The organism is Actinomadura atramentaria DSM 43919 (assembly GCF_000381885.1).
GTDB lineage: Bacteria > Actinomycetota > Actinomycetes > Streptosporangiales > Streptosporangiaceae > Spirillospora > Spirillospora atramentaria.
The window spans coordinates 203,414-230,294 of the sequence record NZ_KB907218.1; the positions used below are offsets into that span (position 1 = coordinate 203,414).

At 71.7% G+C, this 26,881-nt stretch carries 22 protein-coding genes and 1 tRNA gene; 11 read left to right on the forward strand and 12 right to left on the reverse strand.

The genetic code is table 11. The features are described from left to right. Nucleotide 1: 1 nt before the first annotated feature. The 3 genes from G339_RS0124345 to rsmG form a co-directional block, all read right to left on the reverse strand. The gene (locus G339_RS0124345; protein WP_019633673.1) at nucleotides 2–970 is read right to left on the reverse strand and encodes a ParB/RepB/Spo0J family partition protein; all 969 of its coding nucleotides are present in this window, start codon (nucleotides 968–970) and stop codon (nucleotides 2–4) included. Further along, nucleotides 967–1,854, reverse strand: a complete 888-nt coding sequence (locus G339_RS0124350) for a ParA family protein (RefSeq protein ID WP_019633674.1) — start codon at nucleotides 1,852–1,854, stop codon at nucleotides 967–969. The genes G339_RS0124345 and G339_RS0124350 overlap by 4 nt, the downstream gene beginning before the upstream one ends. A 269-nt stretch (nucleotides 1,855–2,123) precedes the next feature. Next, on the reverse strand, nucleotides 2,124–2,774 hold the full coding sequence (rsmG, locus tag G339_RS0124355; RefSeq protein ID WP_019633675.1) for a 16S rRNA (guanine(527)-N(7))-methyltransferase RsmG: 651 nt from the start codon (nucleotides 2,772–2,774) through the stop codon (nucleotides 2,124–2,126). Between the two features lie 125 nt (nucleotides 2,775–2,899). Here rsmG and G339_RS40030 point away from each other — a divergent pair, with 125 nt between their 5' ends. Continuing rightward, nucleotides 2,900–3,379, forward strand: coding sequence for a DUF6458 family protein (locus G339_RS40030; protein ID WP_019633676.1), 480 nt, complete (start codon nucleotides 2,900–2,902; stop codon nucleotides 3,377–3,379). A 123-nt stretch (nucleotides 3,380–3,502) separates the two neighbouring features. Here the strand turns inward: G339_RS40030 and G339_RS0124365 are convergent, their stop codons facing one another. The 6 genes from G339_RS0124365 to rpmH form a co-directional block, all read right to left on the reverse strand. Then, nucleotides 3,503–3,934 (reverse strand): hypothetical protein, encoded by a 432-nt coding sequence (locus G339_RS0124365; protein WP_019633677.1) that lies wholly within the window; start codon nucleotides 3,932–3,934, stop codon nucleotides 3,503–3,505. A gap of 175 nt (nucleotides 3,935–4,109) precedes the next feature. Further along, nucleotides 4,110–4,595 carry a Jag family protein gene (locus tag G339_RS0124370; RefSeq protein ID WP_019633678.1) on the reverse strand — a complete coding sequence of 162 codons (486 nt, stop codon included), beginning with the start codon at nucleotides 4,593–4,595 and terminating at the stop codon, nucleotides 4,110–4,112. Nucleotides 4,596–4,632: 37 nt separating this feature from the next. Beyond that, entirely contained in the window at nucleotides 4,633–5,571 is a 939-nt protein-coding gene (yidC, locus tag G339_RS0124375; protein WP_019633679.1) for a membrane protein insertase YidC, read from the reverse strand. Then, on the reverse strand, nucleotides 5,564–5,908 hold the full coding sequence (yidD, locus tag G339_RS0124380; RefSeq protein WP_019633680.1) for a membrane protein insertion efficiency factor YidD: 345 nt from the start codon (nucleotides 5,906–5,908) through the stop codon (nucleotides 5,564–5,566). Before yidD ends, yidC begins: the two co-directional genes overlap by 8 nt. Beyond that, nucleotides 5,905–6,276 (reverse strand): ribonuclease P protein component, encoded by a 372-nt coding sequence (gene rnpA, locus G339_RS0124385; protein ID WP_019633681.1) that lies wholly within the window; start codon nucleotides 6,274–6,276, stop codon nucleotides 5,905–5,907. The genes yidD and rnpA overlap by 4 nt, the downstream gene beginning before the upstream one ends. Before the next feature lie 12 nt (nucleotides 6,277–6,288). Beyond that, on the reverse strand, nucleotides 6,289–6,426 hold the full coding sequence (gene rpmH / locus G339_RS0124390) for a 50S ribosomal protein L34 (protein ID WP_019633682.1): 138 nt from the start codon (nucleotides 6,424–6,426) through the stop codon (nucleotides 6,289–6,291). 751 nt (nucleotides 6,427–7,177) lie between these two features. On the opposite strand from rpmH, the gene dnaA reads away from it, so the two are divergent. From dnaA to G339_RS0124435, 9 genes are all read left to right on the forward strand, one after another. Further along, complete coding sequence (dnaA, locus tag G339_RS0124395) at nucleotides 7,178–9,325, forward strand: chromosomal replication initiator protein DnaA (RefSeq protein ID WP_019633683.1); 2,148 nt, start codon at nucleotides 7,178–7,180, stop codon at nucleotides 9,323–9,325. 525 nt (nucleotides 9,326–9,850) lie between these two features. Then, on the forward strand, nucleotides 9,851–10,981 hold the full coding sequence (gene dnaN / locus G339_RS0124400; RefSeq protein ID WP_019633684.1) for a DNA polymerase III subunit beta: 1,131 nt from the start codon (nucleotides 9,851–9,853) through the stop codon (nucleotides 10,979–10,981). A gap of 33 nt (nucleotides 10,982–11,014) precedes the next feature. Continuing rightward, nucleotides 11,015–11,983, forward strand: a complete 969-nt coding sequence (gnd, locus tag G339_RS0124405; RefSeq protein ID WP_276203775.1) for a phosphogluconate dehydrogenase (NAD(+)-dependent, decarboxylating) — start codon at nucleotides 11,015–11,017, stop codon at nucleotides 11,981–11,983. 246 nt (nucleotides 11,984–12,229) lie between these two features. Continuing rightward, the gene (gene recF, locus G339_RS0124410) at nucleotides 12,230–13,354 is read left to right on the forward strand and encodes a DNA replication/repair protein RecF (protein WP_019633686.1); all 1,125 of its coding nucleotides are present in this window, start codon (nucleotides 12,230–12,232) and stop codon (nucleotides 13,352–13,354) included. Then, complete coding sequence (locus G339_RS35190) at nucleotides 13,351–14,004, forward strand: DciA family protein (RefSeq protein ID WP_019633687.1); 654 nt, start codon at nucleotides 13,351–13,353, stop codon at nucleotides 14,002–14,004. The genes recF and G339_RS35190 overlap by 4 nt, the downstream gene beginning before the upstream one ends. Nucleotides 14,005–14,632: 628 nt before the next feature. After that, nucleotides 14,633–16,594, forward strand: coding sequence for a DNA topoisomerase (ATP-hydrolyzing) subunit B (gene gyrB / locus G339_RS0124420; protein ID WP_476692185.1), 1,962 nt, complete (start codon nucleotides 14,633–14,635; stop codon nucleotides 16,592–16,594). A 232-nt stretch (nucleotides 16,595–16,826) separates the two neighbouring features. Continuing rightward, nucleotides 16,827–19,337 carry a DNA gyrase subunit A gene (gene gyrA / locus G339_RS0124425; protein WP_019633689.1) on the forward strand — a complete coding sequence of 837 codons (2,511 nt, stop codon included), beginning with the start codon at nucleotides 16,827–16,829 and terminating at the stop codon, nucleotides 19,335–19,337. A 33-nt stretch (nucleotides 19,338–19,370) separates the two neighbouring features. Then, nucleotides 19,371–20,537, forward strand: coding sequence for a DUF3566 domain-containing protein (locus G339_RS40615; RefSeq protein ID WP_240489885.1), 1,167 nt, complete (start codon nucleotides 19,371–19,373; stop codon nucleotides 20,535–20,537). A gap of 90 nt (nucleotides 20,538–20,627) precedes the next feature. Beyond that, nucleotides 20,628–20,701 (forward strand) — tRNA-Ile (locus G339_RS0124435). Between the two features lie 1,797 nt (nucleotides 20,702–22,498). Here G339_RS0124435 and G339_RS0124440 read toward each other — a convergent pair. Continuing rightward, nucleotides 22,499–23,287, reverse strand: coding sequence for an alpha/beta fold hydrolase (locus G339_RS0124440; protein WP_019633691.1), 789 nt, complete (start codon nucleotides 23,285–23,287; stop codon nucleotides 22,499–22,501). Between the two features lie 200 nt (nucleotides 23,288–23,487). After that, on the reverse strand, nucleotides 23,488–24,501 hold the full coding sequence (locus G339_RS40035; RefSeq protein ID WP_205625626.1) for a phosphorothioated DNA-binding restriction endonuclease family protein: 1,014 nt from the start codon (nucleotides 24,499–24,501) through the stop codon (nucleotides 23,488–23,490). Nucleotides 24,502–24,639: 138 nt separating this feature from the next. Between G339_RS40035 and G339_RS0124450 the strand changes: the two genes are divergently transcribed. Further along, the gene (locus G339_RS0124450) at nucleotides 24,640–25,143 is read left to right on the forward strand and encodes a PaaI family thioesterase (protein ID WP_019633692.1); all 504 of its coding nucleotides are present in this window, start codon (nucleotides 24,640–24,642) and stop codon (nucleotides 25,141–25,143) included. On the opposite strand, the gene G339_RS0124455 is transcribed toward G339_RS0124450, so the two are convergent. Further along, complete coding sequence (locus G339_RS0124455) at nucleotides 25,124–26,044, reverse strand: SGNH/GDSL hydrolase family protein (protein ID WP_019633693.1); 921 nt, start codon at nucleotides 26,042–26,044, stop codon at nucleotides 25,124–25,126. The genes G339_RS0124450 and G339_RS0124455 overlap by 20 nt on opposite strands. Nucleotides 26,045–26,881: the final 837 nt, after the last annotated feature.

Here is a 26,881-nt window from a genome sequence, read left to right on the forward strand (position 1 = left end):
GTCAGAAGCCGTCCGCGGACGGCGCGCCCCGCTCGTCCGGCACCATCGAGCGGATGATCCGGTCCAGGTCGTCCATCCCGGAGAACTCGACGACGATCTTGCCCTTGTTCCGGCCCATGTCGACCCGGACCTTCGTCTCGTACCGGTCGGAGAGCCGGTCGGCCAGCTCCTTCAGCTCGGGCGGGGGCGCCTGCTTGCGCCGCCCCTGGCGCGGCGCGGGCGGCCCGTCCTCCAGCTCCCGCAGCGTGATGATCTCCTCGACGGCCCGGACGGACAGCCCCTCGGCGACGATCCGCTTCGCCAGGTGCTCCTGCGCCTCGACCGTGTCCAGCGAGAGCAGCGCCCGCGCGTGCCCCGCCGAGATCACGCCCGCCGCGAGCCGCGCCTGCACCGCGCGCGGCAGATTCAGCAGCCGCAGCGTGTTGCTGATGTGCGGCCGGGACCGTCCGATCCGCTTGGCGAGCTGGTCGTGCGTGACGCCGAAGTCGTCCAGGAGCTGCTGGTACGCGGCCGCCTCCTCCAGCGCGTTGAGCTGCTGCCGGTGGAGGTTTTCCATGAGCGCGTCACGGAGCAGGTCGTCGTCGGCGGTCGCCCGGATGATCGCCGGGATCGCCGTCAGGCCCGCCTCCTGCGACGCCCGCCAGCGCCGCTCGCCCATGATCAGCTCGTACTGGTGGTCCGGATCGTCGATCCGCCGCACCACGATGGGCTGCAGCAGCCCGACGATCGCGATCGACTCCGCGAGTTCGGCCAGCGCCTCCTCGTCGAAGTACTCGCGCGGCTGCTTCGGGTTCGGCCGGATCGACTCCGGCGGCAGCTCGCCGAAGTACGCCCCGGCGACCGGCGGCGGACCGGCCGGAACCGGGTCCGCGGCGGCGTCGTCGGACGGGGGGTTCGCCGCGCGCGGCGGCGGTGCGGTCGGGATCAGGGCGTCCAGCCCCTTGCCCAGACCGCGACGTGGCTGACTCACTGAACGGCTCCCGCTCCACGGTGGGCCATCTCGGACGCCGCCTCGGAGTAGGCGAGCGCCCCGCTGGACCCCGGGTCGTAGGTCATGACGGACTGTCCGTAGCTCGGGGCCTCGGAGACGCGAACGCTCCGCGGGATCACCGTGCTGAGGACGACGTCCCCGAAGTGGTTGCGGACGTCCTCGGCGACCTGCGCCGCGAGCCGCGTCCGCGCGTCGTACATGGTGAGCAGGATCGTGGACACGCTCAGCGTCGGGTTGAGGTGCGCCTTCACGAGGTCCACGGTCCTGATGAGCTGCCCGAGCCCCTCCAGAGCGTAGTACTCGCACTGGATCGGGATGAGCAGTTCGTCCCCGCCGACCAGCGCGTTCACCGTGAGCAGACCGAGCGACGGCGGGCAGTCGATGATGACGTAGTCGTACTTGTCGATGTCGTACGCCTCCAGCGCGCGCTGGAGCCGCGACTCCCGCGCGACCTTGGAGACGAGCTCGATCTCCGCACCGGCGAGGTTCAGCGTCGCGGGCGCGCAGAAGAGGTTCGGGATCTCCGGCGCGGCGACGACGATCTCCGCGAGCGGCATGTCCTCGATCAGCACGTCGTAGATCGACGGCACGTCCGCGTGGTGGTCGATGCCGAGCGCCGTCGAGGCGTTCCCCTGCGGGTCCAGGTCGACGACCAGGACCTGCGCGCCGTGGATCGCCAGCGACGCCGCCAGGTTCACCGAACTGGTGGTCTTCCCGACCCCGCCCTTCTGGTTCGCGATCGTGATGACGCGGCAGCGCGGCGGGCGGGGCCATTCGCGGTCCCCCCGGCGGTCCGCCCGGGCCGCGGTTCCGGTCGATGTGGTTTCCCGTGAAACCTTGGCGTCCTTGAGCGCCTCACGCACGAGTTCTGACTCCCCCTGAGATGGACGTCCTTGGCGCGGATCAGGGACCGTCGCCACCCTCCCGGTCGGAACGTAACCGACGTTCTCCGCCGTACCGGACGTCGTGCTTCCCCACATTGCGTGTCCGGAGGGGGGCGCCCCCGCCCCCTGCTCCGTCTCCCCCGGCGCGGACCCTGGCTCGTCGGCCGCGCCGGACTCCTCCGGTCCGGGCAGCTCGTCGTCGGGGGATTCGCCGGCTCGGTCGGGCCGGCCCAGCCCTGGTCCCGTGCTCATGAAGACCTCTTCCTCGACCGTGGAGCGCGCCGGGGGGTGCGTTCCGCGACCACTCGGACAAGCGTTGTCGGCGGCTCGACCTTACCCTGCCCGACTTGGAGCAGTTCGGCCGTCCGCACGCCGAATCGCTGGAGGACGGGCCGCGCCTCCGCGAGTTCCGCAGCCGCCCGTTCGCCCTTGAGCGCGAGCATTTCCCCGCCCGGCCGCAGCAGCGGAAGAGCCCAGGTGACGAGCCGTTCCAGCGGCGCCACCGCACGCGCCGTCACGACGTCGGCGGAGTAGTCGCGCACGACCTCCTCCGCGCGCCCCCGGCGCACCTCGACGTTGGCCAGCCCGAGCAGTTCGACGGCCTCGTGGAGGAACGTCGTCCGGCGCAGCAGCGGTTCGAGCAGCGTGAGCGACAGGTCGGGCCGGACGATGGCGAGCACGAGACCCGGCAGCCCGGCGCCCGAACCGATGTCGATGACCTGGGCCTTCTCGGGGATCGCCTCGGCCGCGACCGCGCAGTTGACCAGGTGGCGCTCCCACAGGCGGTCCGCCTCGCGCGGCCCGATCAGGCCCCGCTCGACCCCCGCGCCCGCGAGGAACTCCGCGTACCGCTCCGCGACCGGCAGCGCATCACCGAAAACATCACTTGCGATCCCCACCGAACGAATCGTTCCACAAAAAGCACGGCGGGCGAACACACCCGGCGGCTCGCCGTGCATATTCGGCGAAGGTGGGGTACAGAGCCCTCGGTGCTGTCCGCCCGTAACGGAAGGAGGCTCCGGTCATGGGCATCGGAGTCAGTCTGGCCTTCATGGCCATCGGGGCGATCCTCGCGTTCGCCATCCGGTTCGATCTGAGCGGTATCAACATTCATCTCGTCGGCGCGATCCTCATTCTGGTGGGGATCGCGAGCATGGTCTTCACTTTCGCCTACACCCGGCCCCGGCGGCGCGCCGCGCAGATCGTCGAGGTGGAGCCGGGCCCGGGCGGCGACACCGTTTTCCGTGAGGAGCGCGTCGTGGAGCGTCCGGTTTCGGAGGTTCCGACCGAGCGTGTGGTGGAACGTCCCGTGGTCGAGCAGCCGACCGTCGCCGAGCCCGTGGCGGAGCGGCCCGTGGTGGAGCGGCCCGCCGCCCGGCGGAGCCCGCGCCGGGGCGGCATCCGGTCGCAGACGCCGGGCGTCGGCAACGACCCCCGCTACGCCAACGACCCCGGCCGCCAGCAGGACCCCGACTGGGAGAACAACCCCCGCCCCCCGCGTTGAGGCACGGCCTTTGACCCCGCGGTCCACCGACTTACCGGCTACGGCCGACCTGAACACGGGCGGAGCGGGCACGCGTCCACGGCCCCCGGCGAGCGCCGGGGGCCGTCGCGCGTCCGGGCGCGCTCAGCCGTCCCTGCTGCACCGGTAGCTCGTGTTGAACCGGTCGACCGTGCAGACATAGACGTACACACCGCCCCGAACCCGGCCGCCGGACCACGATCCGTGCCGCACCTGGCCGTGCTTGGTCGCGAGCGCGAGCCGCGGGGTCGAGCTGCGGCCGTCCCGGTCCCAGGTGTGGACGAACAGGGCGGCGCGCTTCCCGTCCGCCGCCGTGTCCCGGACCGTCCCGCCCACCGACGCCCGGTAGACGCGCCGGCCGAGGGTCGTCCAGCAGATCCGCGCCGAGCCCGCCGCCCCGGCGACCGACACCCGCGCGCTCCGGCACGTCGGTTTCGCCGCCGGGACCGCCCGCGCCGGAACCGCCGCCGCGCCGACCAACGCCGTGGCCGCCAGAACCGTCGTCGCCAGCACCGGCCCGCCGACCGCACCGAACATCCGCGCCTCCCGTGAACCGGACGAGCATTCCCCCCGAGGCCACCCAAGTCTCAGCGGGCCGTACATCGCTGTCAAAGTTCGCCGGAATCCCGACTTTCCCCGCATCAAGCTGCAGTTTCACAAAACACGACGGCCCCGGCAGAAAACCGCCGGGGCCGTGGAAAACCGAAAAGGATCAGGCCGGGTGGACCACCACGAAACGCTCGGGCTCCTCGCCCTCGGACTCGCTGCGCAGCCCCGCCGCCGCGACGGCGTCGTGGACGATCTTGCGCTCGAACGGCGTCATCGGCGCGAGCGGCTTGGCCTCGCCGCTCTGCTTCACCTCGGCGGCGACGTCCTCACCGAGCTTGGTCAGCTCCGCGCGCCGCCGCTCCCGGTACCCGCCGATGTCGAGCATCAGCCGGGTGCGGCCGCCGGTCTGCCGGTGGACCGCGAGCCGCGTCAGCTCCTGCAGCGCCTCCAGCACCTCGCCGCGCTTGCCGACGAGCTCGTCCAGCGACGCGCCGACGACCGCGACGACCGCGCGCTCGCCCTCGACGTCCATGTCGATGTCGCCGTCGAAGTCCCCGATGTCCAGCAGGCCCTCGATGTAGTCGGCGGCGATCTCGCCTTCCTGCTCAAGCGCCTGGACGTCGACCTCGGTGGTGTCGGTCTGGCTCAACGCGATCTCCTTCTTCGGACGAGGGCCGGACAACAAACTAGCGCTTCGGGGTGCCGCTGCGCTTGCTGCGCGGCTTGCGCGTCGGCTGGTTGCGGACGACCTTCGGCTTGGCCTCCGGCTCCGCGGGCGGCTCGGGCTCCTTCTTCAGCTTCGCCTTGATGCCGCCGGACGGCTTGGCGTCCTTCTCGGCCTTGGCCTTCTCGGCCTCGGAGCCGGGCGGCGGGTACTTGGAGAAGATGTAGTGCTGCTGGACGAGCGTCCAGCTGTTCGACGTCACCCAGTACATGAGGACGCCCAGCGGGAAGTTGAGCCCGAACAGGCCGAACAGCGGCGCGACGAAGACCATGAGCTTCTGCGCCTGCGCCATCGGGTTCGCGTCGCCGGTGCTGGCGGGCTGCCGCTTCATGCTGGCCCGGACGCTGAAGAACGTCGTGCAGGAGCTGATGATCACCGCGACGCCGGTGACGATGATCGCGCTCCACACCTTCGGGTCCGCGCCCCACGCGCCGAGGAAGGTGTTGGGGATGTGCGCGCCGACGATGTTGGCGTTCTGGGCGCTCTTCACCAGGTCCGGCGTCATCGCGAAGACGCTGTGCCCCGGCTTGGCGTCCGAAATGCGCTTCAGCGTCTGGAAGAGGCCGATGAACACCGGCATCTGCACCAGGAGCGGCAGGCAGCCCGACAGCGGGTTCGCGCCGTTGTCCTGGTAGAGCTTCATGACCTCCTGGTTCATGCGCTGCTTGTCGTTCTTGTACTTCTTGCGCAGCGCCTGGACCTTGGGGTTCAGCTCCTGCATCTTCCGCGACGCGTGGATCTGCTTGACGAACAGCGGCACCAGCGCGAGCCGCAGCAGCACGGTGAGCAGGATGATCGAGCCGCCCCACGCCCATCCGCTGTCCTCGGGGACGACGAGGCTCAGCGCACCGTGAATCCACACGATGAGCTGGGAGACGATCTCGTATAGCCAGTCAAGCACCAGGCAGCTCCTTGGGCTCTGCTAGGGCGGGGCCGCCGTCAGGGCGGTCGGCGGGCGTTGCCGGGGGCGCGTCCCCGCGCGGCGGGACCGGGTCGTACCCGCCGCGGTTGAAGGGGTGGCACCGGCCGATCCGCCGGGCCGTCAGCCAGGTGCCGCGCAGCGCCCCGTGGACGTGCAGGGCCTCCAGGCCGTACGCGCTGCACGTGGGATGGAAGCGGCACTGCTGCCCGAGCAGGGGGCTCAAGAAGCGCCGGTAGCCGCGGACGAGCAGGATCAGCACCCGCGCGGCGGGGCCGGTGCCCGCGCCGTGGGTGGCCTCGCCCGGCCGACTCGTCATCTCCGCCCCTTGGACGTGGGCCGCGAGCGGGGTCGGCGGACGCGTTCGAGCGCCGACTCCAGATCCGCGGCCAGTTCGTCAGGGCGCGCCGGACCCGCGGCGGGGTTGGCGCGCACTACGAGCAGGCTACCCGGCGGAAACTCGTGCGCGTGCGCCCGCATGAGGTGCCGCAGGCGACGGCGGACGGAGTTGCGCACGACGGCGTTGCCGACCGCGCGCGCGACGATGAAGCCGACGAGCGGCGGGTCAGGCGTCCCGGACCGCTCCAGCAGATGCACGACGAGCGTCGGCCGTCCGGCGCGGCGTCCGCGCCGGACGACCACGGTGAACTCGTCCCGCCGCCGCATCCGGTTCGCGGACGGCAGCATGGCCCCGGTCGGTCAGACCGCGATGCGGGCGCGCCCCTTGCCGCGCCGCGCGGAGAGGACGGCGCGGCCCGCGCGGGTGCGCATCCGGAGCCGGAAGCCGTGCTTCTTGTGGCGACGGCGGTTGTTCGGCTGGAAAGTACGCTTGCTCACTTCGAGGCTCCAGGTGCTGCGGTCGGTTCGGTCTTGAGGCGCGATAGCTCGCATCGCGGGCCGCGTCCGGTCCCCCGCAGCGGGGGCCCGACCGTCCTTGCGGCGGCGGGCACGCGTCATCACCGTCGATGCGTCTCGACCTCAGCACGTTACGGGGCCGCGCGGGCTCAGGTCAAACGGGCGTGAGGCGGGAGACATCGGCGCACGAGGCGCGCTTCCGCCGCCGGGGCGACCCGGCGCGCCCACCAATCTATGCGCCGCCGCGAGTCTTCCCCACCGCGGCCCCGGCCTGTGGATAACTCGGCGGTGCGATGTCCGGAATTTCCCACAGGGGGCGATGCCGGGGCCGTCGCCCGCCCTGTGGACGACGCGCCGGGGGTGCCGGGGAACGCCCCCGCGCCGAGCGGGGTTCGTGTTGCGACCGGGGTCCGACCGGCATTAGTGTCGTACCGCACGCCGCTGCGATGTCCTTCGAGCGGCCCCCGTTCTCCCTGGTCCTGCGGTATCCGCGGCCACCCCCCTTCGTCAGACCGCTCTCGTGTCCGTCCCTGTGCCGTGAGGTTTTACACAGGGGCCCGCTCCGTCATGCACAGCATGTGGACAACTCTGTGGACAACTCATGAGAGAGTTAGGTCTCCCGCGGCGGCACGGTGCTCCGAGAGCGGCCCGCGCCCGTGGTGAGGCCGGCCGTGGTGAGGCCGGGCAGTCAGGGACTCCGATGTGGCGGAGAAGTTGGGGAGGGGCCTTGCGCATGGACGGTCAGGATCTCGGATCGGTCTGGTCCCGCGCACTCGCGTCCCTGGCCGAACGCGACCTGGCGCCGAGCTACCGCGCCTGGCTGCCGCTCGTCCGCCCGCTCGCGCTGATCGAGGGCACCGCGCTGCTCGCCGCCCCCAACGAGTTCGCCAAGGACGCGCTGGAGACGCGGCTGCGCGACCTGATCACGCAGGCGCTCTCGCACGAGCTGGGGCGGGAGATCCGCGTCGCGGTGACCGTCCAGCCGGAGCCGCCCGCGGAGCGCGAGCCCGGCCCGGGGCCGTCCGGCGGCCACCGGGACCACGGGCCCGAGTCGTACGGGGAGTCGTACGGCGAGAAGCCGTACCCGGACAAGCCCTATCCCGAGAAGCCGTACGGCGCCGAGGACCGTTCCTACGAGTACGCCGAGCGCGAGCGCGGCTACCAGGAGCCGGGGTACGGCGACCAGGGGTACGGCGGACGGCCGCCGCGCGGCGAGGCCGCCCGCGGACCGGCCCCCGCGCCGGGAAGTTATCCACAGGCTGAGGACGAGCGGGGCTGGCCGCCGCGCGAGACCGAGCACAGCGGGGGCTACCCGTCCGCGCGGCCGCCCGCGTTCGGCGGGCGCGGCGGGCCGTTCGAGGGCCGCGGCCCCCAGGGCGGCTACCCGGGCGCGCCCGGGATGCAGGGCGGGATGCAGGGCGGGATGCAGGGCGGGATGCAGGGCGGGATGCAGGGCGGGATGCAGGGCGGAATGCAGGGCGGCGCGCCCGGCCCCGGCGGCCGACCGCGCCCGATCCCCGGCGGCGACGCCTTCGAACCCCAGTACGAGCCGCAGTACGACGCCCAGTTCGACACGTCCTACGAGGCGCAGAACCCGTTCGAGGGCGGCGGCCCGTCCGTCCCGCCGCAGCTCCAGGGCGGTTCGCACCTCAACGACCGCACGCTCGCCGCGCCGCGCTCCGGCGGCCCGCCCGAGCCGCCCGCCCCCGGCCGGGAGACGCCTGATCAGGACGAGTCCTACGACTCGTACGCGGCCGAAAGCGGCGGCGGCGCCCAGTACCGGGGCGGCGGCGCCGAGGAGGCCAAGCCGCGCGGCGGCGACGGCAAGGGCGCGGCGGGCGAGCACGCCCGGCTGAACCCGAAGTACACGTTCGAGACGTTCGTCATCGGCTCGTCCAACCGCTTCGCCCACGCGGCGGCCGTCGCGGTCGCGGAGCAGCCCGCCAAGGCGTACAACCCGCTGTTCATCTACGGCGACTCCGGACTCGGCAAGACCCACCTGCTGCACGCGATCGGCCACTACGCGCAGAGCCTGTTCAACGGGGCGCGCGTCCGGTACGTCAGCTCCGAGGAGTTCACGAACGACTTCATCAACTCCATCCGCGACGGCAAGGCCGACGGGTTCCGCCGCCGCTACCGGGACGTCGACATCCTGCTGGTGGACGACATCCAGTTCCTGGAGGGCAAGGAGCAGACGCAGGAGGAGTTCTTCCACACCTTCAACACCCTCCACAACGCCAGCAAGCAGATCGTGATCTCCAGCGACCGTCCCCCGAAGGAGCTGGTGACGTTGGAAGACCGCCTGCGCAACCGGTTCGAGTGGGGCCTGACGACGGACGTCCAGCCGCCCGAGCTGGAGACCCGCATCGCGATCCTGCAGAAGAAGGCGCGGCAGGAGGGCCTGGCGGTCCCGCCGGACGTGCTGGAGTTCATCGCGTCCCAGATCGCGACGAACATCCGCGAGCTGGAGGGCGCGCTGATCCGGGTGACAGCGTTCGCGAGCCTCAACCGGCAGTCGGTGGACATGAAGCTCGCGGGGATCGTCCTGAAGGACCTCATCCCCAACGACTCCGGACCCGAGATCACGGCCATGATGATCATGGCGCAGACTGTGGAGTACTTCGGCACGACCATCGAGGACCTCTGTGGACCGTCGCGGTCTCGCATGCTGGTCACCGCGCGGCAGATCGCGATGTACCTGTGCCGGGAACTAACCGACCTATCCCTCCCCAAAATCGGCGCGCAGTTCGGGGGCCGCGACCACACGACGGTCATGCACGCCGAACGTAAAATCCGCAGCTTGATGGCCGAACGGCGGGCCATCTACAACCAGGTGACGGAGCTGACGGGCCGGATCAAGCACCAGGCCCGCAAGCACTGACCGCACACCCACACCCTGTGGACAACTCTGGGGACAACCCGGGGTCGGCGGTGGACAAGCTGAGGACAACGTGTGGACTGTTTCGCCTCGGCTGTGGAGGGGCTCCCGGCATCATGGGGACGAAGTCGTGGACAACCTGTGGACGTCCTGGGGACGGAGTGCCGACGCGCTCCGGGCCGCCTTCTCCCGAATCCGATTCGGCGACGAGACCGCACATGATCTGGGGACAACCCGTGGACAACCGGTGGATGACCTGGGGACGGCCTGTGGGGACGGAATCGGCCGTCCCCAGGCCGCCGCGCTCCGTCCACCGCCCGCCCACAGCCCCTGGGGACGGAAATTCGCGGTCCGACCTGCGGAAACAGGGGTTGTCCCCAGTATCCACAGCACCTATTACGAGTACTACCCCATGTCTCTATCCAAGAAAATGAACAGCTCAAATCAGGGCCTGGGGACAACGCGCTCCGAGCGCGCGCCGGGCCCCGAGCACCGCACGCTGTCCGACACCTGCAGGAGGCGGGTTCCTTGAAGTTCCGCATCGACCGAGACGCCCTGGCCGACGCCGTGGCCTGGACGGCGCGCACCCTCCCGGTGCGCCCGCCGGTGCCGGTGCTCGCCGGAATGCACATCGAGGCCGGCGAACGGCTGAAGCTGTCCGCATTCGACTACGAGGTGTCCGCGCAGGTCGCCACCGACATCGAGACCGAGGAGGCGGGCACGGCGCTGGTGTCGGGCCGCCTGCTCGCCGAGATCTGCCGCAGCCTCCCTCCCCACCCGGTGGACGTCACCACGGACGGGGCGAAGGTGATGCTCCGCTGCGGCAGCGCGAAGTTCACACTCCTGACGATGCCTGTGGAGGACTACCCGACGCTGCCGGAGATGCCCCCGGCGGCGGGCGCGGTCGGCAGCGACGAGTTCGCGGCGGCCGTCGCGCAGGTCGCCATCGCGGCGGGCCGGGACGACACGATCCCGATGCTGACGGGCGTCCGCGTTGAGATCGAGGGCGAGACCGTCACGCTCGCGTCCACCGACCGGTACCGCCTCGCGGTGCGCGAGCTGCACTGGAAGCCGGAGCGGCCCGACTTCTCCGCCGTCGCGCTGGTGCCCGCCAAGACCCTCGCCGACACGGCCAAGTCGCTGACGGCCGGGGCCGAGGTCTCCATCGCGCTCGCCGCGACGGGCGGCGGCGCGGGCGAGGGCATGATCGGCTTCGAGGGCGGCGGGCGGCGCACCACGTCGCGGCTCCTCGACGGCGACTTCGTCAAGTACCGCTCGCTGCTGCCGAGCGAGTACGCGGGCCTCGCGGAGGTCAACACCGCGCCGTTCATCGAGGCGGTCAAGCGCGTCTCGCTGGTCGCCGAGCGCAACACGCCGGTGCGGCTGTCGTTCCGCCAGGGCGAGGTCGTGCTGGAGGCCGGGACGGGCGACGAGGCGCAGGCCGTCGAGGCGCTGGAGGCCACGCTGGAGGGCGAGGACATCGACATCGCCTTCAACCCCGGCTTCCTGCTCGACGGGCTCTCGGCGATCGGCTCGGACACCGCGCGGCTGTCCTTCACGACGCCGACGAAGCCCGCCGTGCTCACCGGCAAGCCCCCGCAGGACGGGGAGAACCCCAACTACCGGTACCTGATCATGCCGGTGCGTCTCACGGGGTAAGGAACATTTCGGGGGGCATACCGGGATCATCGGGTGTGGACGGCGAATGACGCCGCCCGCGGTCTTCTACAGGGGAGTCAGAACATGGAGCTGGGGATGATCGGCCTGGGCAGGATGGGCGGCAACATGGCCGAACGCCTGCGCCGAGGGGGGCACACGGTCGTCGGGTTCGACCGCGATCCCAAGGTCAGCGACGTGTCGTCCCTGGAGGAGCTGGTCGAGCGCCTCGCCCCGCCGCGCGTGGTGTGGGTGATGGTCCCGGCCGGTGGGCCCACCCGGGACACCATCCACAGCCTGGGGGAGGCGCTTGACGCCGGGGACATCGTCATCGACGGCGGCAACTCCCACTATGTGGACGACCAGAAGCACGGCGCGGAGCTGCGCGCCAAGGGCATCGGGTTCGTCGACTGCGGCGTGAGCGGCGGCGTGTGGGGGCTCCAGAACGGCTACGCGCTCATGGTCGGCGGCGACGACGACAACGTCGAGCGCGTCATGCCGATCTTCGAGACGCTGAAGCCCGAGGGGGAGTTCGGCTTCGTCCACAGCGGCGAGATCGGCGCGGGCCACTTCGTGAAGATGGTCCACAACGGCATCGAGTACGCGATGATGCAGGCGTTCGGCGAGGGTTACGAGCTGATCGAGGCGTCCGACATCGTCAAGGACGTGCCGGGCACCTTCCGGAGCTGGCAGGAGGGCACGGTCATCCGGTCGTGGCTGCTCGACCTGATGAACCGGGCGCTCGCCGACGATCCACAGCTCGACGAGATCCGTGGATACGCCAACGACTCCGGTGAGGGGCGGTGGACGGTGCAGGCCGCCGTCGACCACGCCGTCCCGCTGCCCGCCATCACCGCGTCGCTGTTCGCGCGGTTCTCGTCGCGGCAGGACGACTCGCCCGCGATGAAGATCGTCGCGGCGCTGCGCAACCAGTTCGGCGGCCACGCCGTCGAGGGCGCGAAGGGCGCGGACTCCCCCGGCGCGGACGTGCGTCCGCCCGTCTGATCCCGGCCGGACGTGGGCTCGGCCGTTGTCCACACGCCAGGTCAAAGCTTGCGTTCGGCCTGACGCGTGCTGCGCGCCGTCTGAGCGCGGCGCCGGGCGCGGCACTCTGTGATCCGTCGGGCGGGCTCGCCTTCGGCGACGCACCGCCCGACGGGTGCGTCGCCCGGCGGTTGGGGAGTCGCCTGTGGATAACCGCCGGGGCTCGTGGGGCGACGGGGCGGGCGGGAGGCTCTACCCTCGTGTCCCGTGTACGTCGCCCACCTGTCGCTCCAGGACTTCCGCTCCTACGCCACCGCCGAGGTGCCGTTCGAGCCGGGCGTGACCGCGTTCGTGGGGCCGAACGGGCAGGGCAAGACCAACCTTGTCGAGGCCGTGGGGTACGTCGCGGCGCACGGCAGCCACCGGGCGTCGTCGGACGCGCCGCTCGTCCGGCAGGGCGCGCCGCGCGCCGTCGTCCGCGCCGGACTGGTGAAGGACGGGCGCAAGGCGCTCGTCGAGCTGGAGATCAACCCGGGGAAGGCGAACCGGGCGCGGCTGAACCGCGGCCCCGTCCCCAGGCCGCGCGAGATCCTGGGGCTGCTGCGGACGGTCCTGTTCGCGCCCGAGGACCTGGCGCTGGTCAAGGGCGACCCGGGCGAGCGCCGCCGGTTCCTGGACGAGCTGCTGACGCTGCGCGCGCCCCGGTTCGCGGGCGTCCGCTCCGACTACGACCGCGTCCTCAAGCAGCGGAACGCCCTGTTGAAATCGGCGGCCGCGCACCGCCGCTCCCCCGGCCCCGAGGTCCTGGCGACGCTGGAGGTCTGGGACGCGCACCTCGCCCGCACGGGGTCCGAGCTGCTGGCGGCGCGGCTGGAGCTGACGGCGGCGCTGCGCCCGCTCGCCGCCCGCGCCTACGCGGAACTCGCCCCCCACTCGGGCGCGGCCGACCTGCGTTACCGCAGTTCCCTGGGGGACGACGAGTTGTCCACAGACCGTGGAGAACTTGCGCAACGCCTGCTCGCCGGTGTCGAGGCCGTCCGCAAGCAGGAGCTGGAACGAGGCGTGAGCCTGGTCGGCCCGCACCGCGACGAACTGGTGCTCGGCCTCGGTGATCTGCCCGCGCGCGGCTACGCGAGCCACGGCGAGTCGTGGTCGTTCGCCCTGGCGCTGCGCCTGGCCGCGTTCGACCTCCTGCGCGCGGACGGCGACGATCCGGTGCTGATCCTCGACGACGTCTTCGCCGAACTCGACGCGGGCCGACGCAGCCGCCTCGCCGAGATGGTCTCCCCCGCCGAGCAGGTGCTGATCACCGCGGCCGTCCCGGCGGACGTCCCCCAAGAACTGTCCGGAACGTCCTACGCGGTGGCCGATGGCAAGGTCGTCCCCGCATGACCGACGATCCACAGGCTGGGGACGACGCGCGCGCTCCCGGCGAAGTTCCCCCGGCGCGGCGCGCGCCGGACGGCCCGGCGCGCGGGGCGGCGGCCGCGTCGTCGGGCGCGTCGTCGGGCGGGGCGTCGGGCGGGGCGTCGGGCGGGGCGTCGGAAGACGCGGCGGGCGGGGCGTCGGGCGGGGCCGCGAAGTCGGGGATCGAGCTGGCTCGGGAGGCGCTGGCCCAGGCCAAGGCCGACGCGCGGAAGCGCGGGACGCTGCCCGGGCAGGGGAAGCGCAAAGGGCCGCGCGTGCCCGCGCCGTCGCGGATGCCGGGGCGCGGCGGCGATCCGCGCCGCTTCGGGTCGGCGATCCGCGACCTGCTCGCGGACCGGGGCTGGGAGCAGCGCGCGGCGGTCGGCGGCGTGTTCGGCAACTGGGCGGGCATGGTCGGCCCGGTGCTGGCCGAGCACACGCGGCCGGAGAAGTTCGAGGACGGCGAGCTGGTGATCTTCGCCGATTCCCCGACGTGGGCGACGCAGGTCCGCTCGCTCGCCGCGCAGCTCGTCCGGCGGCTCAACGAGGAACTGGGCCACGGCACCGTCAGGCGCGTCAAGGTCGTCGGCCCGGCCTCCGGCCCCCGCCGCCCCGGCGCCTGGCGCGTCCGCTGACCCCGCCCGCCCGTCTCGCCCGGCCACCCGTCTCGCCCGGCCACCCGTCTCGCCCGGCCACCCGTCCCGCGCGCCGCGCGCCGCGAGCCCGGGCCTGCGGCACCCGGCCTGCCCGTCTCGCGCGCCTGGGCCGCCCTGTCCGTCCGTCCCGCGTGTCGGACCGCCCCGCCCGCGCGCTTACCTCCGGGTTCAGGCGGCCCGGGTCCGCGGCGGGGTTGCGGCAGGTCGGCGGTGCCGGGCGCCGGACCCCCGCCGAAGCGCCGTCGCACGGCCCGGCCCACCGCGGTACCCGAACAGATGTTCGGGGGTCGGCGCCCCGGGTTCCGCCGCGAACGCGTCGTAGGCCCGAGGACCCCCCTTGCCGAATGGGGGGATGCACCTCCTCGCCCACCCGGCCGCCACACGAGCGCACAGCGCTCGCGAGTGCCACTTTTTGTCCGACCACCCAGTAGAATGGGAGGCGGTTTAAGGATGCTGCGCCGCCTAAGGTCGCCTACCGCCCCTCCGCCGTTCGAGCTGGGGAAACGGGCGCCCGCACGTGTGTTACGGGGCACACCGCGTTCTCCGGCGCGGGGCGGTTGGGTTTCCCCGGCAGGAGGATCTTCCTTTGGCGTACGACGCGAGTTCGATCACCGTCCTCGAAGGCCTCGAGGCGGTCCGCAAGCGACCGGGCATGTACATCGGGTCGACGGGTGAGAAGGGCCTGCACCACCTCGTCTACGAGATCGTGGACAACTCGGTCGACGAGGCGCTGGCGGGCCACGCCGACACCATCGAGGTCGTCCTGCTGGCCGACGGGGGCGTCAGCGTTGACGACAACGGCCGCGGCATCCCGGTGGGCGAGCACCCGGTGGAGAAGCGCCCGGCCATCGAGCTGGTGCTCACCACGCTCCACGCGGGCGGGAAGTTCGACGGCAAGTCCTACGCGGTGTCGGGGGGCCTGCACGGCGTCGGCTCGGCGGTGGTGAACGCGCTGTCGACGCGGCTGGTGGCCGAGGTCCGGCGCGACGGCAGCCACTGGCGCCAGTCCTACACGTGGCAGGGCGCCGAGGGCCCGCTGGTGCAGGGCGAGCCCACCGAGGAGACCGGCACGACGATCACGTTCTGGCCGGACGGCGAGATCTTCGAGACCCTCGACTGGAACTTCGAGATCCTGTCCCGCCGCATGCAGGAGATGGCGTTCCTGAACCGCGGCCTGTCGATCAAGCTGCGCGACGAGCGCCCGTCCCACGTCGAGGCCGAGGCCGACGACGGCTCCGCGCCCGAGCCGGACGGCGAGGCCCCGGCGGCGCGCGAGGTGGTCTACCACTACGAGGGCGGCATCGAGGACTTCGTCCGCTACATCAACGCCCGCAAAGAGGCCGTCCACGAGTCGGTGATCTACCTCGGCGACGAGGTGGAGGGCATGTCCGTCGAGATCGCGATGCAGTGGAACTCGTCGTACGCCGAGTCCGTCCACACGTTCGCGAACACGATCAACACGGCGGAGGGCGGCACCCACGAGGAGGGGTTCCGCGCGGCGCTGACCACGATCGTCAACCGGTACGCGCGCGACAAGGGCCTGCTGCGCGACAAGGACGACAACCTGACGGGCGAGGACGTCCGCGAGGGCCTCACCGCGATCATCTCGATCAAGCTGGCCGACCCGCAGTTCGAGGGCCAGACCAAGACCAAGCTCGGCAACACCGAGGCCAAGTCGTTCGTGCAGAAGGCGTGCAACGAGCACCTGCGCGACTGGTTCGAGGAGAACCCGGGCGAGGCCAAGGAGATCATCAACAAGGCCACGCAGGCGGCGCGCGCCCGCGTCGCGGCCCGGCAGGCGCGCGACCTGACGCGGCGCAAGAGCCTGCTGGAGTCGACGTCGCTGCCCGGCAAGCTGTCGGACTGCCAGTCCACCGACCCGTCGGTCACCGAGCTCTACATCGTCGAGGGCGACTCGGCGGGCGGTTCGGCCAAGGGCGGCCGGAACCCGCACTTCCAGGCGATCCTGCCGATCCGCGGCAAGATCCTGAACGTCGAGAAGGCACGGATCGACCGCATCCTCAAGAACAACGAGGTGCAGGCGATCATCACGGCGCTCGGCACGGGCATCCACGACGAGTTCGACATCGAGAAGCTGCGCTACCACAAGATCATCCTGATGTCGGACGCCGACGTGGACGGCCACCACATCAACACGCTGCTGCTCACGCTGCTGTTCCGGTTCATGAAGCCGCTCATCGAGGCGGGCCACGTCTACCTGTCGCAGCCGCCGCTCTACAAGATCAAGTGGGACGCGCGGGGCGGCGACTCCGACTACGCCTACTCCGACGCCGAGCGGGACGCGATCATCGAGGCCGGGATCGCCGCGGGCAAGCGCGACCCCCGGCCCCGCGACCAGGTCCAGCGCTTCAAGGGCCTCGGCGAGATGAACGCCAACGAGCTGTGGGACACCACGATGGACCCCGACAAGCGCGTCCTGCTGCAGGTCCAGCTCGACGACGCCGCCCAGGCCGACGAGCTGTTCAGCGTCCTCATGGGCGAGGAGGTCGAACCCCGCCGCGAGTTCATCCAGCGCAACGCCAAGGACGTGCGCTTCCTGGACATCTAGCCAGTGTTTTCAACGTCCCGGCCCACGGCCCTCGCCTGGCGGCTCGGGCCTGACCGGGCCTGTGCGAGCGCGGCATCGCTTCGCGATCTGGCCGGGGAAGCTCGCCTCCGGCGTCGCTTCCCCGGCCAGGTAACGCACTCGCGCTGTGGCTGAGGCACTTTGAAACAGACGCTAGCCCGCGCGCTGGCCCCCGAACTCTTCTTTTCCCACGACACGAACGAGGTCTTGCACAGTGACGGACGTGACCACCGAGGGCGGCGGCCCCGCCGAGCGGATCGAACCGGTCGACCTCCAGGTCTCGATGCAGAAGAGCTACCTGGACTACGCGATGTCGGTGATCGTCGCGCGGGCGCTGCCCGACGTCCGGGACGGGCTCAAGCCGGTCCACCGCCGCGTCATGTACGCGATGTACGACGGCGGCTACCGCCCCGACCGCGGGTACTTCAAGTGCGCCCGCGTCGTCGGCGACGTCATGGGCAACTACCACCCCCACGGCGACTCCCCGATCTACGACGCGCTCGTCCGGCTCGCGCAGCCGTGGGCGCTGCGGTACCCGCTGGTCGACGGGAACGGCAACTTCGGCTCGCGCGGCAACGACCCGGCCGCCGCGATGCGGTACACCGAGTGCCGCATGGCGCCGCTGGCGATGGAGCTGCTGCGCGACATCGACAAGGAGACCGTCGACTTCTCGCCGAACTACGACGGCCGCTCCGCGGAGCCGGACGTCCTGCCGTCGCGGTACCCGAACCTGCTGATCAACGGCTCGGCGGGCATCGCGGTCGGGATGGCGACGAACATCCCGCCGCACAACCTGCGCGAGGTCGCGGACGGCGTCCAGTGGTTCCTGCAGAACTACGGCGCGTCCGACGAGGAGCTGCTCGAGGCGCTGATCGAGCGGATCAAGGGCCCGGACTTCCCCACCGCCGGGCTGATCGTCGGCCGCAAGGGCATCGAGGACGCGTACCGCACCGGGCGCGGCTCGATCACCATGCGCGCGGTGGTCGAGGTCGAGGAGATCCAGAACCGGACGTGCCTGGTCGTCACCGAGCTGCCGTACCAGGTCAACCCGGACAACCTCGCGCTGAAGATCGCGGAGCTGGTCAAGGACGGGAAGCTCGACGGCATCGCGGACGTCCGCGACGAGACGTCCGGCCGCACCGGGCAGCGGCTCGTCATCGTCCTCAAGCGCGACGCGGTCGCCAAGGTCGTCCTCAACAACCTCTACAAGCACACGCAGCTCCAGGAGACGTTCGGCGCGAACATGCTCGCGCTGGTGGACGGCGTGCCGCGCACCCTGCGTGTGGACCAGTTCATCCGGCACTGGGTGCAGCACCAGATCGAGGTCGTCGTCCGGCGCACCCGGTACCTGCTGCGCAAGGCCGAGGAGCGCGCTCACATCCTGCGCGCCCTGCTCAAGGCGCTCGACCGCATCGACGACGTCATCGCGCTCATCCGCCGGTCGCCGTCCGCGCAGGAGGCCCAGCAGGGCCTGATGGGCCTGCTGGAGATCGACGAGATCCAGGCGCAGGCCATCCTGGACATGCAGCTCCGCAAGCTCGCCGCCCTGGAGCGCCAGGCGATCATCGACGAGTACGACAAGCTCATGGCCGAGATCGCCGACTACAACGACATCCTCGCCTCCCCCGAGCGGCAGCGGGCGATCGTCGGCGAGGAGCTGGCCCCGATCGTCGAGAAGTACGGCGACGAGCGGCGCACCGAGATCATCCCGTTCGACGGCGACGTGTCCTACGAGGACCTCATCGCCGAGGAGGACGTCGTCGTCACGATCACGCGCGGCGGCTACGCCAAGCGGACCCGCACCGACCAGTACCGCGCGCAGCGGCGCGGCGGGAAGGGCGTGCGCGGGGCGCAGCTCAAGCAGGACGACATCGTCGACCACTTCTTCGTCACCACCACGCACCACTGGATTCTGTTCTTCACGAACAAGGGCCGGGTGTACCGGGCGAAGGCGTACGAACTGCCGGACGCCGGGCGGGACTCGCGCGGCCAGCACGTCGCGAACCTGCTCGCCTTCCAGCCGGACGAGCACATCGCCCAGGTCATGGACCTGCGCGACTACGGCGTCGCGCCGTACCTGGTGATCGCCACCAAGCGCGGGCGCGTCAAGAAGACCGCCCTCGCGGACTTCGACTCCCCGCGCAGCGGCGGCATCATCGCGATCAACCTGCTCGACGACGACGAGGTCATCGCGGCCCGGCTCGTCTCCGGCAGCGACGACCTGATCATGGTCTCGACGGGCGCGCAGGCGATCCGCTTCCCCGCGTCCGACGACGAGCTGCGGCCGATGGGCCGGGCCACCAGCGGCGTCATCGGGATGCGGTTCGACGCCGAGCACGAGGTCCTCAACATGCTCGTCGTCCAGGACGCCGAACACGACGTCCTCATCGCCACCGAGGGCGGCTACGCCAAGCGCACCCCGATCGACCAGTACCCGCGCCAGGGCCGGGGAGGCAAGGGCGTGCTCACGGCTAAGATCGTGCAGACGCGCGGCCGGCTGGTCGGCGCGCTCATGGTGCGGCCCGACGACGAGGTCTTCGCGATGACGTCCAGCGGCGGCGTCATCCGGACCCGCGCGGCCGAGGTCAAGCAGTCCGGTCGGCAGACGATGGGCGTGCGCCTGATGAGTCTCGCCGACGGAGGCAGCATCGTCGCCATCGCGCGCAACGTAGAGTCCATGGTGGACGCGGAGGACGCCGAGGGCGAGGAGGCCGACAGTGAATAGTGCCTCTGACCTGCGGCAGGGCCAGGAGGACACGTGAGCACGCAGCCCGGTGGCGAGAACGAGCCGGTGAAGCCGTCCGGCGGCAAGCCCGGGCCGGGGGCGGCGCGCAAGCCCGCGTCGCCCGCCGGGAAGGGCGGCGGTGCGGGCGGTCGCTCCGGGGCGGCCAAGCGGAACGGGGGCGCTTCTCGTACGGGGTCCTCCGGGTCCGGTTCCCGGTCCCGCAACGGGTCCGGGACGGGGTCCGGCGGTTCCGGTGGTGCCGGGACGGGGCGGGGCGCCGGGAAGCCGGGGCCGTCCAAGCCCGCGCCGAAGCCGACCGTGCAGGCGGCCGCGAAGCCGCCCGCCAAGCCGGGGCCGAAACCGGGCGACGAGCCGTCGCCGTCCACGTCGTCCGCGCCGTCGTCCGCCTCCGAGGCCGACAGCGCGCCCGCCGTGGACGAGACCGCGATCGACCTCGCCGTGCCCGACCTGACGCCCGACGCCGCGCCGCCCGCGCCGCGCCCCGCGCGCGACGCGGCCGTGGACGACGACACCCCGAACTGGGCCAAGCCCGTCGACTCCGGCGGCTCGGTGTCGGCGGCCCGCACCGGGCCGCAGCCCGCCGTCCGCGTGGACGACCCGCCGCCCGCGCCGTTCGGTGGATCGGCCGACAGCCGCGCGTCCGGCGCCAACCGGATGCCCGGCTTCGCCGGGGCCGCCCTCAAGGACCGGCCCGTCGAATCCGGCGCGTCCACCGTGCCGGGTGGGCCGTCGTCCGCGTCTGCCGCGTCCGGGCCGTCCGCCGCCGGCAAGCCCGGGAGCGGCCCGGCCGGCTCGACCGGCGGGAAGCCCGCCCGCAAGGCGCAACTCCAGCTCGCGCGGCTCGAACCGTGGTCCGTCATGAAGTTCAGCTTCATGATGTCGCTCGTCTGCTTCGTCGTGCTGCTCGTCGCCGTCGTCGTCCTCTACATGATCCTCGCGGGCCTCGGCGTCTTCGACGCCATCGGCTCCACGATCAACGACGTCACCAAGAGCGACAACGGCGGCGGCGTCGACGCCGGAGGCTGGTTCTCCTTCGCCAAGATCTTCGGCTACACCGTCCTCATCGGCGCGCTGAACGTCCTGCTCATCACCGCCCTGTCCACGGTCGGGTCCGTCATCTACAACCTCGCCGCCGACATCGTCGGCGGCGTCGAGGTCACCCTCAAAGAAGCCGAGTAACGCCCCGCCGCCGCTCCCGAAACGGATTACCGGTTACCTCACCGGATGAGGTAACCTCTCGTTGCGCCGCCGAGAGCGGCGGCAGGTTACGGGCCTATAGCTCAGTCGGTTAGAGCGCATCCCTGATAAGGATGAGGCCGGTGGTTCAAGTCCACCTAGGCCCACTCGGAGCTGGGAGCACCCTGGTCGCGGCGTTGCCGCTTCCCCGGGTGCTCCTCGTCGTTTCGCCCAGGGGGGCGACCCCCTGGAATCCCCGGGCGGGGGCTCCGCCCCCGCACCCCCCTCCGGCTGGCCACCGCTGTCGGCTTCCCCCTTCCCCTTCGCCCCGCGCTCGCGGCTTCGCCGCTTCGGCGCTTCCGCCGTTGGCTTCGTTCCGGGTGCGCGGGTTGGCTGCGCACGCTCGGGGGCGTCGCCCCCGTCCTGTGGCTGTTGCTCGCCGTTGACCTCCCGCTTCGCTCCACGTCTGCGGCTTCGCCGCTGGCTTGTGGCCGGTGCTCGCTGCCGCCTTCCCCTTTCGATCCGGGCTCGCGGCTTCGCCGCATCGGCGCATCCCTGGGTGCTTTTCGTCGTTCTGCCCGGGTGATCCTCTGGAACCCTCGGGCGGGGGCTCCGTCCCCGCACCCCCTTCGGCTGGCCGCCGCTGTCGGCTTTCCCCTTCGCCCCACCCTTGCGGCTTCGCCGCTTCGGCGCTCCCGCCGTTGGTTTCGTCCGGGGGCGCGGTTGGCTGCGCCCGCTCGGGGGCTGCGCCCCCGTCCTGTGGCTGATGCCCGCCGTCGACCTCCCGCCTCGTTCCGCGCTCGCGGCTTCGCTGCGTCGTCGCTCCCCTCCGTTGGTGTCGTCGGGGCGCGCGGTTGGCTAGGGCCGTTCTGGGGCTTCATCCCCGGTTGTGGCTGATGCTTGCTGCCACCTCCCGGGTCGCTCTGCGCCCGTGGCTTCGCCGCATTCGTGCTTCGTTGGTTGCTTTCGTCGGGGGCGCGCAGTTGGTTGGTGCTGCTAAGGGCTCTGCCTGCGGTCTGTGGCTGGTGCTCGCCGTCGACCTTTCGCCTCACCCCGCGCTCGCGGCTTTGCCCTATCGCCGTTCCCGCCGTTGGTGCGCGGTTGGCAGAGACCGCTAGGGCGCTTCGCCCGCAGCCTGCGGCTGTGCTCGCCGTTGGCCTCCGCGCCTCAACCCACGCTCGCGGCTTCGCCGTTTCGTAGGGGCGCGGTTGGCTGCGCCCGAGTGAGGGATTCGCCCGGCTGCGGCTGATGCTCGCTGCTGGCCTCTCACGTTGTTGTGCGCCCTGGGCTTCGCTGCTCTTTGCTCGGGTGCTCGGCGGGCTCGGTCGCTCGGGCTTCTCCCCTGCCTCATCGGCTGATGCTCGTTTTTCGGCTTTCCGGTTCGCTTGTGGCTTCGCCGTGTTTCCCCTTCCGTCGTTGCCTTAGGGCCTTGGGGCCTGAGGGCTTGGGGGCCGGTGGTTGAGGGTCTTGCAGGCTTCGCACTCGGGTCGGGCGGCGCTGGCCACGATCGTCAACTGGTACGTGCGGGACGATCGCCTGCTGCGCGACAAAGACGATGTTCGCTGTGGTCGCCGCTGTTCTGGGGAATTGTTCGTGGCCGCGCGCCCATGTCCGCAGCCCCGTATCCGCGCGCCCTTGCGTTCAGACCGCGCACACTTGCGTGCGTTCGGTGTCCGCGTCGGTCGCCGGGCAACGCTCGGTGCCTGCGCCCCGCTTTCTGGCGTTCAGAAGCGCAATGTTCGTCTCGGGCGTCCTGTGCCGTTGCTGGGCGGGTTGCGCGTGGACGTCGTGGAGGGCGCGGAGCGTATGGCATGACGCTGGTGGGCACGCCGATGTCTGTTGACCGCCCTCGTCTGCACGGCCGGGCGGAGTGATCTGGGGGTTGTGCGGGAAGCCCGTCCCGTCCTGCGGGTAGGCGCGGTTTGCTCGCCGGATGGCGTGAGGCGGGCGGGGTCGGTGGGTGGTCAGGGGCGTAGGAAGTCCAGTAGGGCCGGGACGATCGCCTCGGTGGTCGGGCCGTGGCCCTGGCCGGGGAGGACGCGGCGGGCTGCGGCGGGGAGGGCGGACGCCACCGCGTCGGCGGCCTCCGGCATTCCGGGGAAGGTCTGGTCGCCTGAGAGGACGACGGTGGGGACGGTGACGTTCGCCCAGCGGGCGCGCCAGTCCGGGTCGTCGTTGATCGCGGCGACGGACGTGAGGTCGTAGACGATCGTCGGCGCCACCGAGACCATCAGCGGCCACGACGGCTGTTGCGCCATGCCGTCGACCACCTCGGGAGGCACCCCGATCACGGAGGTCATGTTGTAGCGCAGCGCGTCCTCGGCGCGGCCCTCGGCCAGGAGTTTCCGCAGCGTCGCGATGTGGTCGCCCTGGTCGGTGCCCTGGAAGAACGGCGGCTCGTACAGCGCGAGCGCCCGCACGCCGACGCCCGCCGCGGCCGCCGCCAAGCCGACCGCCGCGCCCGACGAGCTGGTGTAGAGCGTCGCGAAGCCGCCGACGGTGTCGATCAGCGCGGCGACGTCCTCGACCTCCCGGTCCAGCGACCACGGCGCGGTGTCACCGGACCCGCCCCGGCCCCGCCGGTCGTAGTCGACGGTCGTGAACCCCTCGCCCGCGAGCGTCCGCGCGGTCTGCGCGGTGGTCGGATCGAGCGCACGGAACTGCGTCGCGCCCGCGACGAAGACGACGGCGGGCCCGTCGCCGTACCGGTCGTAGGAGATCGTCGTCCCGTCCTGCGAAGTGACCGTGCTCATGTCTCACACCCTCCGGCGCGCGGTTCCCTGCCCGACGCCCGTACCCTGCCACGCGCGTCTGACAGAACGTCAACGCACGCCGCGCCCCCGCGCCACCCAACTCGCATGCCGCGCCCGCGCCTCTTCCGCGAGTACGACCGCCAGTTCCGCCCGAGTCCGGCCGCGCGTCTTCACCGCGTGGCAGTTCGGGCAGAGGACGATCATCTAGTCCGGGTGGTCGCGGCCCCACTTCGCGCGCTCGACGACGTGGTCGACCTCCAGGATCGGGTCGCCGCCGTCGGTGACGCCTCGGGCTGGCCCGCGCATCGGGGGCTCTCGCAGCGTCCGTCGCTCCGGATCAGGACCGCCGCTCGGGACCGTCTCGATCGGACGGGCTGCTCGCGCGTCGTCGTGGCCGTCCGGGCGTGGTCACCGCGTGCCTCGGCCCGCTCGATGTCGAGGCACATCCGCACGTACTCGTCCACAGGGCTCGGCTCAGTGCTCGGCGACGGCGGCGCGGGAGCCTCCAAGCCGATGTCGCGCAGCAGTTCGCCGGGCACGTCGCCGTCGAAGAACCGGTCGCCCAGTTCGCCGAGGACCGCCGCGCGGGCGACCGGGGAGGACGCCGCCAGGTTCTCGACCCACACGGGCAGGCCGCCGTCCGGGTTCTGCCGGTCCAGCCAGCGGCCCGGTTCGCCGTGCGCGGTCGGCACGGGACCGTCGTGCCCGGTGAACTCCCACAGGCCCGCGCGGTGGAGGGCGAGCAGCGGGTACTCGGGCTGGGCCCGCGACGACGGGCGGCCGTGGTCGAGCAGAAGGCGCCGCAGCTCCGGCCGCGCGTCCTCCCACGCGGTGAGCCGGGGACGCCGCCGCGCGGCCCGTCCGAACGCCCACAGCAGCACGATGGGCTGGTGCAGCGCGGGGCCGTCCGGGGTCCGGTGGACGCGCAGCGCCTGGACGAGCGCGATCAGCCTGTGCAAAGGCGGTGACGGGTTATCCACAACGGTGAATCCAAGGTTTGCGAGCGTCTTGACCACGGTCGCGCGGCCTCCGGAGAACTCGTCCGGCGTCAGCGGGCGACCGGCGACGTACCGGTACGCGACGCCGACGATCGCCTTGGAGTCGTACAGCCGTCCGCCGAACTCCACCAGGTACCGGTAGGCGGGCTTGTATCCGTAGCGTTCGAGGAAGACGTCCCGGCTCGTCGCATTCGGCGATGGCCTGGTGGATGGCATCGGGCGAGATCCGCGTCAGGTCCATGCGTGCAGTGAAGCAGGGATCTGCGACGAACCGGGGCTGGGAGGCGCGCGGGGACGTTTGTAGGATGCGCGCGTGGGTCGGGTGGCCTGCGGGCCGTGGCGGAGGGAACTCGCGTGGGCGACGTCGGGATTGTACGGGCCGCCGAGCTGCCGGACGAGGAGCGCGATGCGATGCGCTCGCTGTTCCAGGCGTCGCCGTTGAACGCCATGCTCGACCTGGAGATCACCGAACTCGGCGAGGGCTACGCCGTCGTGACGATGCCCGTCACCGACGACGCGCTCAACCACGCGGGGACGCCGCACGGCGGGGCCATCGCCACGCTCATCGACCAGGCCGCCGGGACGGCCGCCGCGCGCGCCGGCGGCCTCGACCCGACCGTGCAGACGCTCGTCACGGTGGACCTGCACGTCCGCTACCTCGCGCGGGCGCGGGGCGCGGCCGTCCACGCCCGCGCGGAGGTCCTCAAGGTCGGGCGGCAGCTCATCACCGTCGAGTGCAAGGTCACCGACGACGGGGGCGCGCTCGTCGCGGCGTCCGACTTCGCGATGATGATCGTGCCGCTCGCGGACCGGGGACGGCCGAACGCGCAGGTCCCGGTCAGCGGTCCGCGGGCGTGACGGCCGCCGCGCGGTAGGCCGCGAGCGTCAGGTCGGCCATCGCGCGCTCGCCGTTCTGGTTGGGGTGCGCGGGCGCGGCCCACTGGGTGGGGATGCCCTCGATCCAGCGCTTGGTCGGGTCCGCCTGGCAGGTGTCGTGGCCGGGTTCGGTCGTGTCGACGACGGTGACGCCGTTCTGCGCGGCCTGCTCGGCGAGCATCGTGTTGAGCTGCGTCTGCACCCCACGCAGGTACGGGACGTCGCCCTTCGCGATCGGCACCCAGGGGAAGCAGCCGTCGCCCTGCGCCGGGAGGATCAGCGGGTAGGTGAGCAGGAAGACCTTCGCCTTGGGCGCGCGGCTGTGGATACCGGCGAGCGCGCGGCCGACGTCGGGGGCGGCCTTCGCGATGCTCTGCGCGAACTGGTCCGTGCCGTCGGCGGTGAGGGAGTCCTTGCAGGGGGAGCCGTCGGGGTCGCCGTAGCTGAGCGTGAAGCACTTCACGGCCTTGCTGAAGCCGATGTCGTTGCCGCCGATGGTGAGGGTGACGAGCGTGGTGTCGGCGTTGAGGGCGTCGAACTGCGGCGGGTTCGGGTCGCCGACGGAGAACGACTGCGGCGACGTCATGTGCTGCGTCTTCGCGCCGCTGCAGCTCACGTCCTTGAACGACGCGGGCTTGAGCGTCTTGGCGATGAGGCTCGGGTAGTCGAGGTCGCCGCGGATGCAGCCGAGGGGGGAGCCCGGCTGGAGGAGGGACGTCAGCGGCGCGGCGGTGTAGGAGTCACCGAGGGCGACGTAGTTGACGGCCGGCTCGTCGGCGCGGGCGGCGGCGGTGACCGCGCTCGGGGCGAGGGCCGTCGCGGTGGCGGCGAGCGCGGTGGCGGCGAGCACGGGGGCGGCGAGGGACAGGACGCGGCGAGGCATGGCGGTTCCCGGGGGCCGGCGATGGGGGCAGCCGATTGTCCCGCATGGTGATGTGAGTCACCTATGTCCGAGGTAGCGCGAACTGTGTCGCTTTTCTGTCAGTGGAGGACGGGGCCGCGCGCTTGTCAATCTGGGGATAACGCTGCGTATAACGTGTGGACACGGTTGCGCACAGGGGTGTGGGCGACTGTGCGGTGAGTTATCCACAGGTTGTGGACGGACTTGCCTCGCCCCTTCTGACCTGGGCAGATAGGGCTCACGGCGCGGGACTGATCATTATGGACTGGGGACAGTCGGTGGATAACTCGTCACCCACAGGATGACGAGGTTGGGGATGTCCGCTGTCCACAGGTTGGGGATGGGACGTGGCCTGCGCTGGTCGGCGGTCTAGGCGATGTTTCCAAGTCCCGGCTCACGGCTCTCGCCTGGCGGCTCGGGCCTGACCGGGCCTGTGCGAGCGCGGCATCGCTTCGCGGTCTGCCCGCCGAAGCTCGCCTCCGGCGTCGCTCCATCGGCCAGTTAACGCACTCGCGCTGTGGTTGAGGCACGTTGAGGCACGTTGAGACACCTAGGCGGGATGCACCGGGATTGGGCTGCGCGAGATCGCTTCCGCCGAGTGCTGGATGGCGTCCGTGGGGTCCGGGGCGCGGATGGCACGGTGCTGGGCGAGTGGGTCGCGAAGGTCGTTCATGCCAGGTGGCCAAAGAGGCCCAACGCCGCTGGGCGGCCGTGCATGCTCTTCGCAGCGGGCAGCGGGCAGCGGGCAGCGGGCAGCGGGCAGCGGGCAGCGGGCAGCGGGCAGCGGGCAGCGGGCAGCGGGCAGCGGGCAGCGGGCAG

Excerpts from the sequence above, each read along its gene's own strand:
- G339_RS0124455 (WP_019633693.1), bottom strand. The coding sequence starts at position 26,044 with ATGCCTCGCCGCGTCCTGTCCCTCGCCGCCCCCGTGCTCGCCGCCACC.
- rnpA (WP_019633681.1), bottom strand. The coding sequence starts at position 6,276 with ATGCTGCCGTCCGCGAACCGGATGCGGCGGCGGGACGAGTTCACCGTG.
- G339_RS0124365 (WP_019633677.1), bottom strand. The coding sequence starts at position 3,934 with ATGTTCGGTGCGGTCGGCGGGCCGGTGCTGGCGACGACGGTTCTGGCG.
- G339_RS40035 (WP_205625626.1), bottom strand. The coding sequence starts at position 24,501 with ATGCCATCCACCAGGCCATCGCCGAATGCGACGAGCCGGGACGTCTTC.
- G339_RS40030 (WP_019633676.1), top strand. The coding sequence starts at position 2,900 with ATGGGCATCGGAGTCAGTCTGGCCTTCATGGCCATCGGGGCGATCCTC.
- dnaA (WP_019633683.1), top strand. The coding sequence starts at position 7,178 with ATGGACGGTCAGGATCTCGGATCGGTCTGGTCCCGCGCACTCGCGTCC.
- yidD (WP_019633680.1), bottom strand. The coding sequence starts at position 5,908 with ATGACGAGTCGGCCGGGCGAGGCCACCCACGGCGCGGGCACCGGCCCC.
- G339_RS35190 (WP_019633687.1), top strand. The coding sequence starts at position 13,351 with ATGACCGACGATCCACAGGCTGGGGACGACGCGCGCGCTCCCGGCGAA.
- G339_RS0124440 (WP_019633691.1), bottom strand. The coding sequence starts at position 23,287 with ATGAGCACGGTCACTTCGCAGGACGGGACGACGATCTCCTACGACCGG.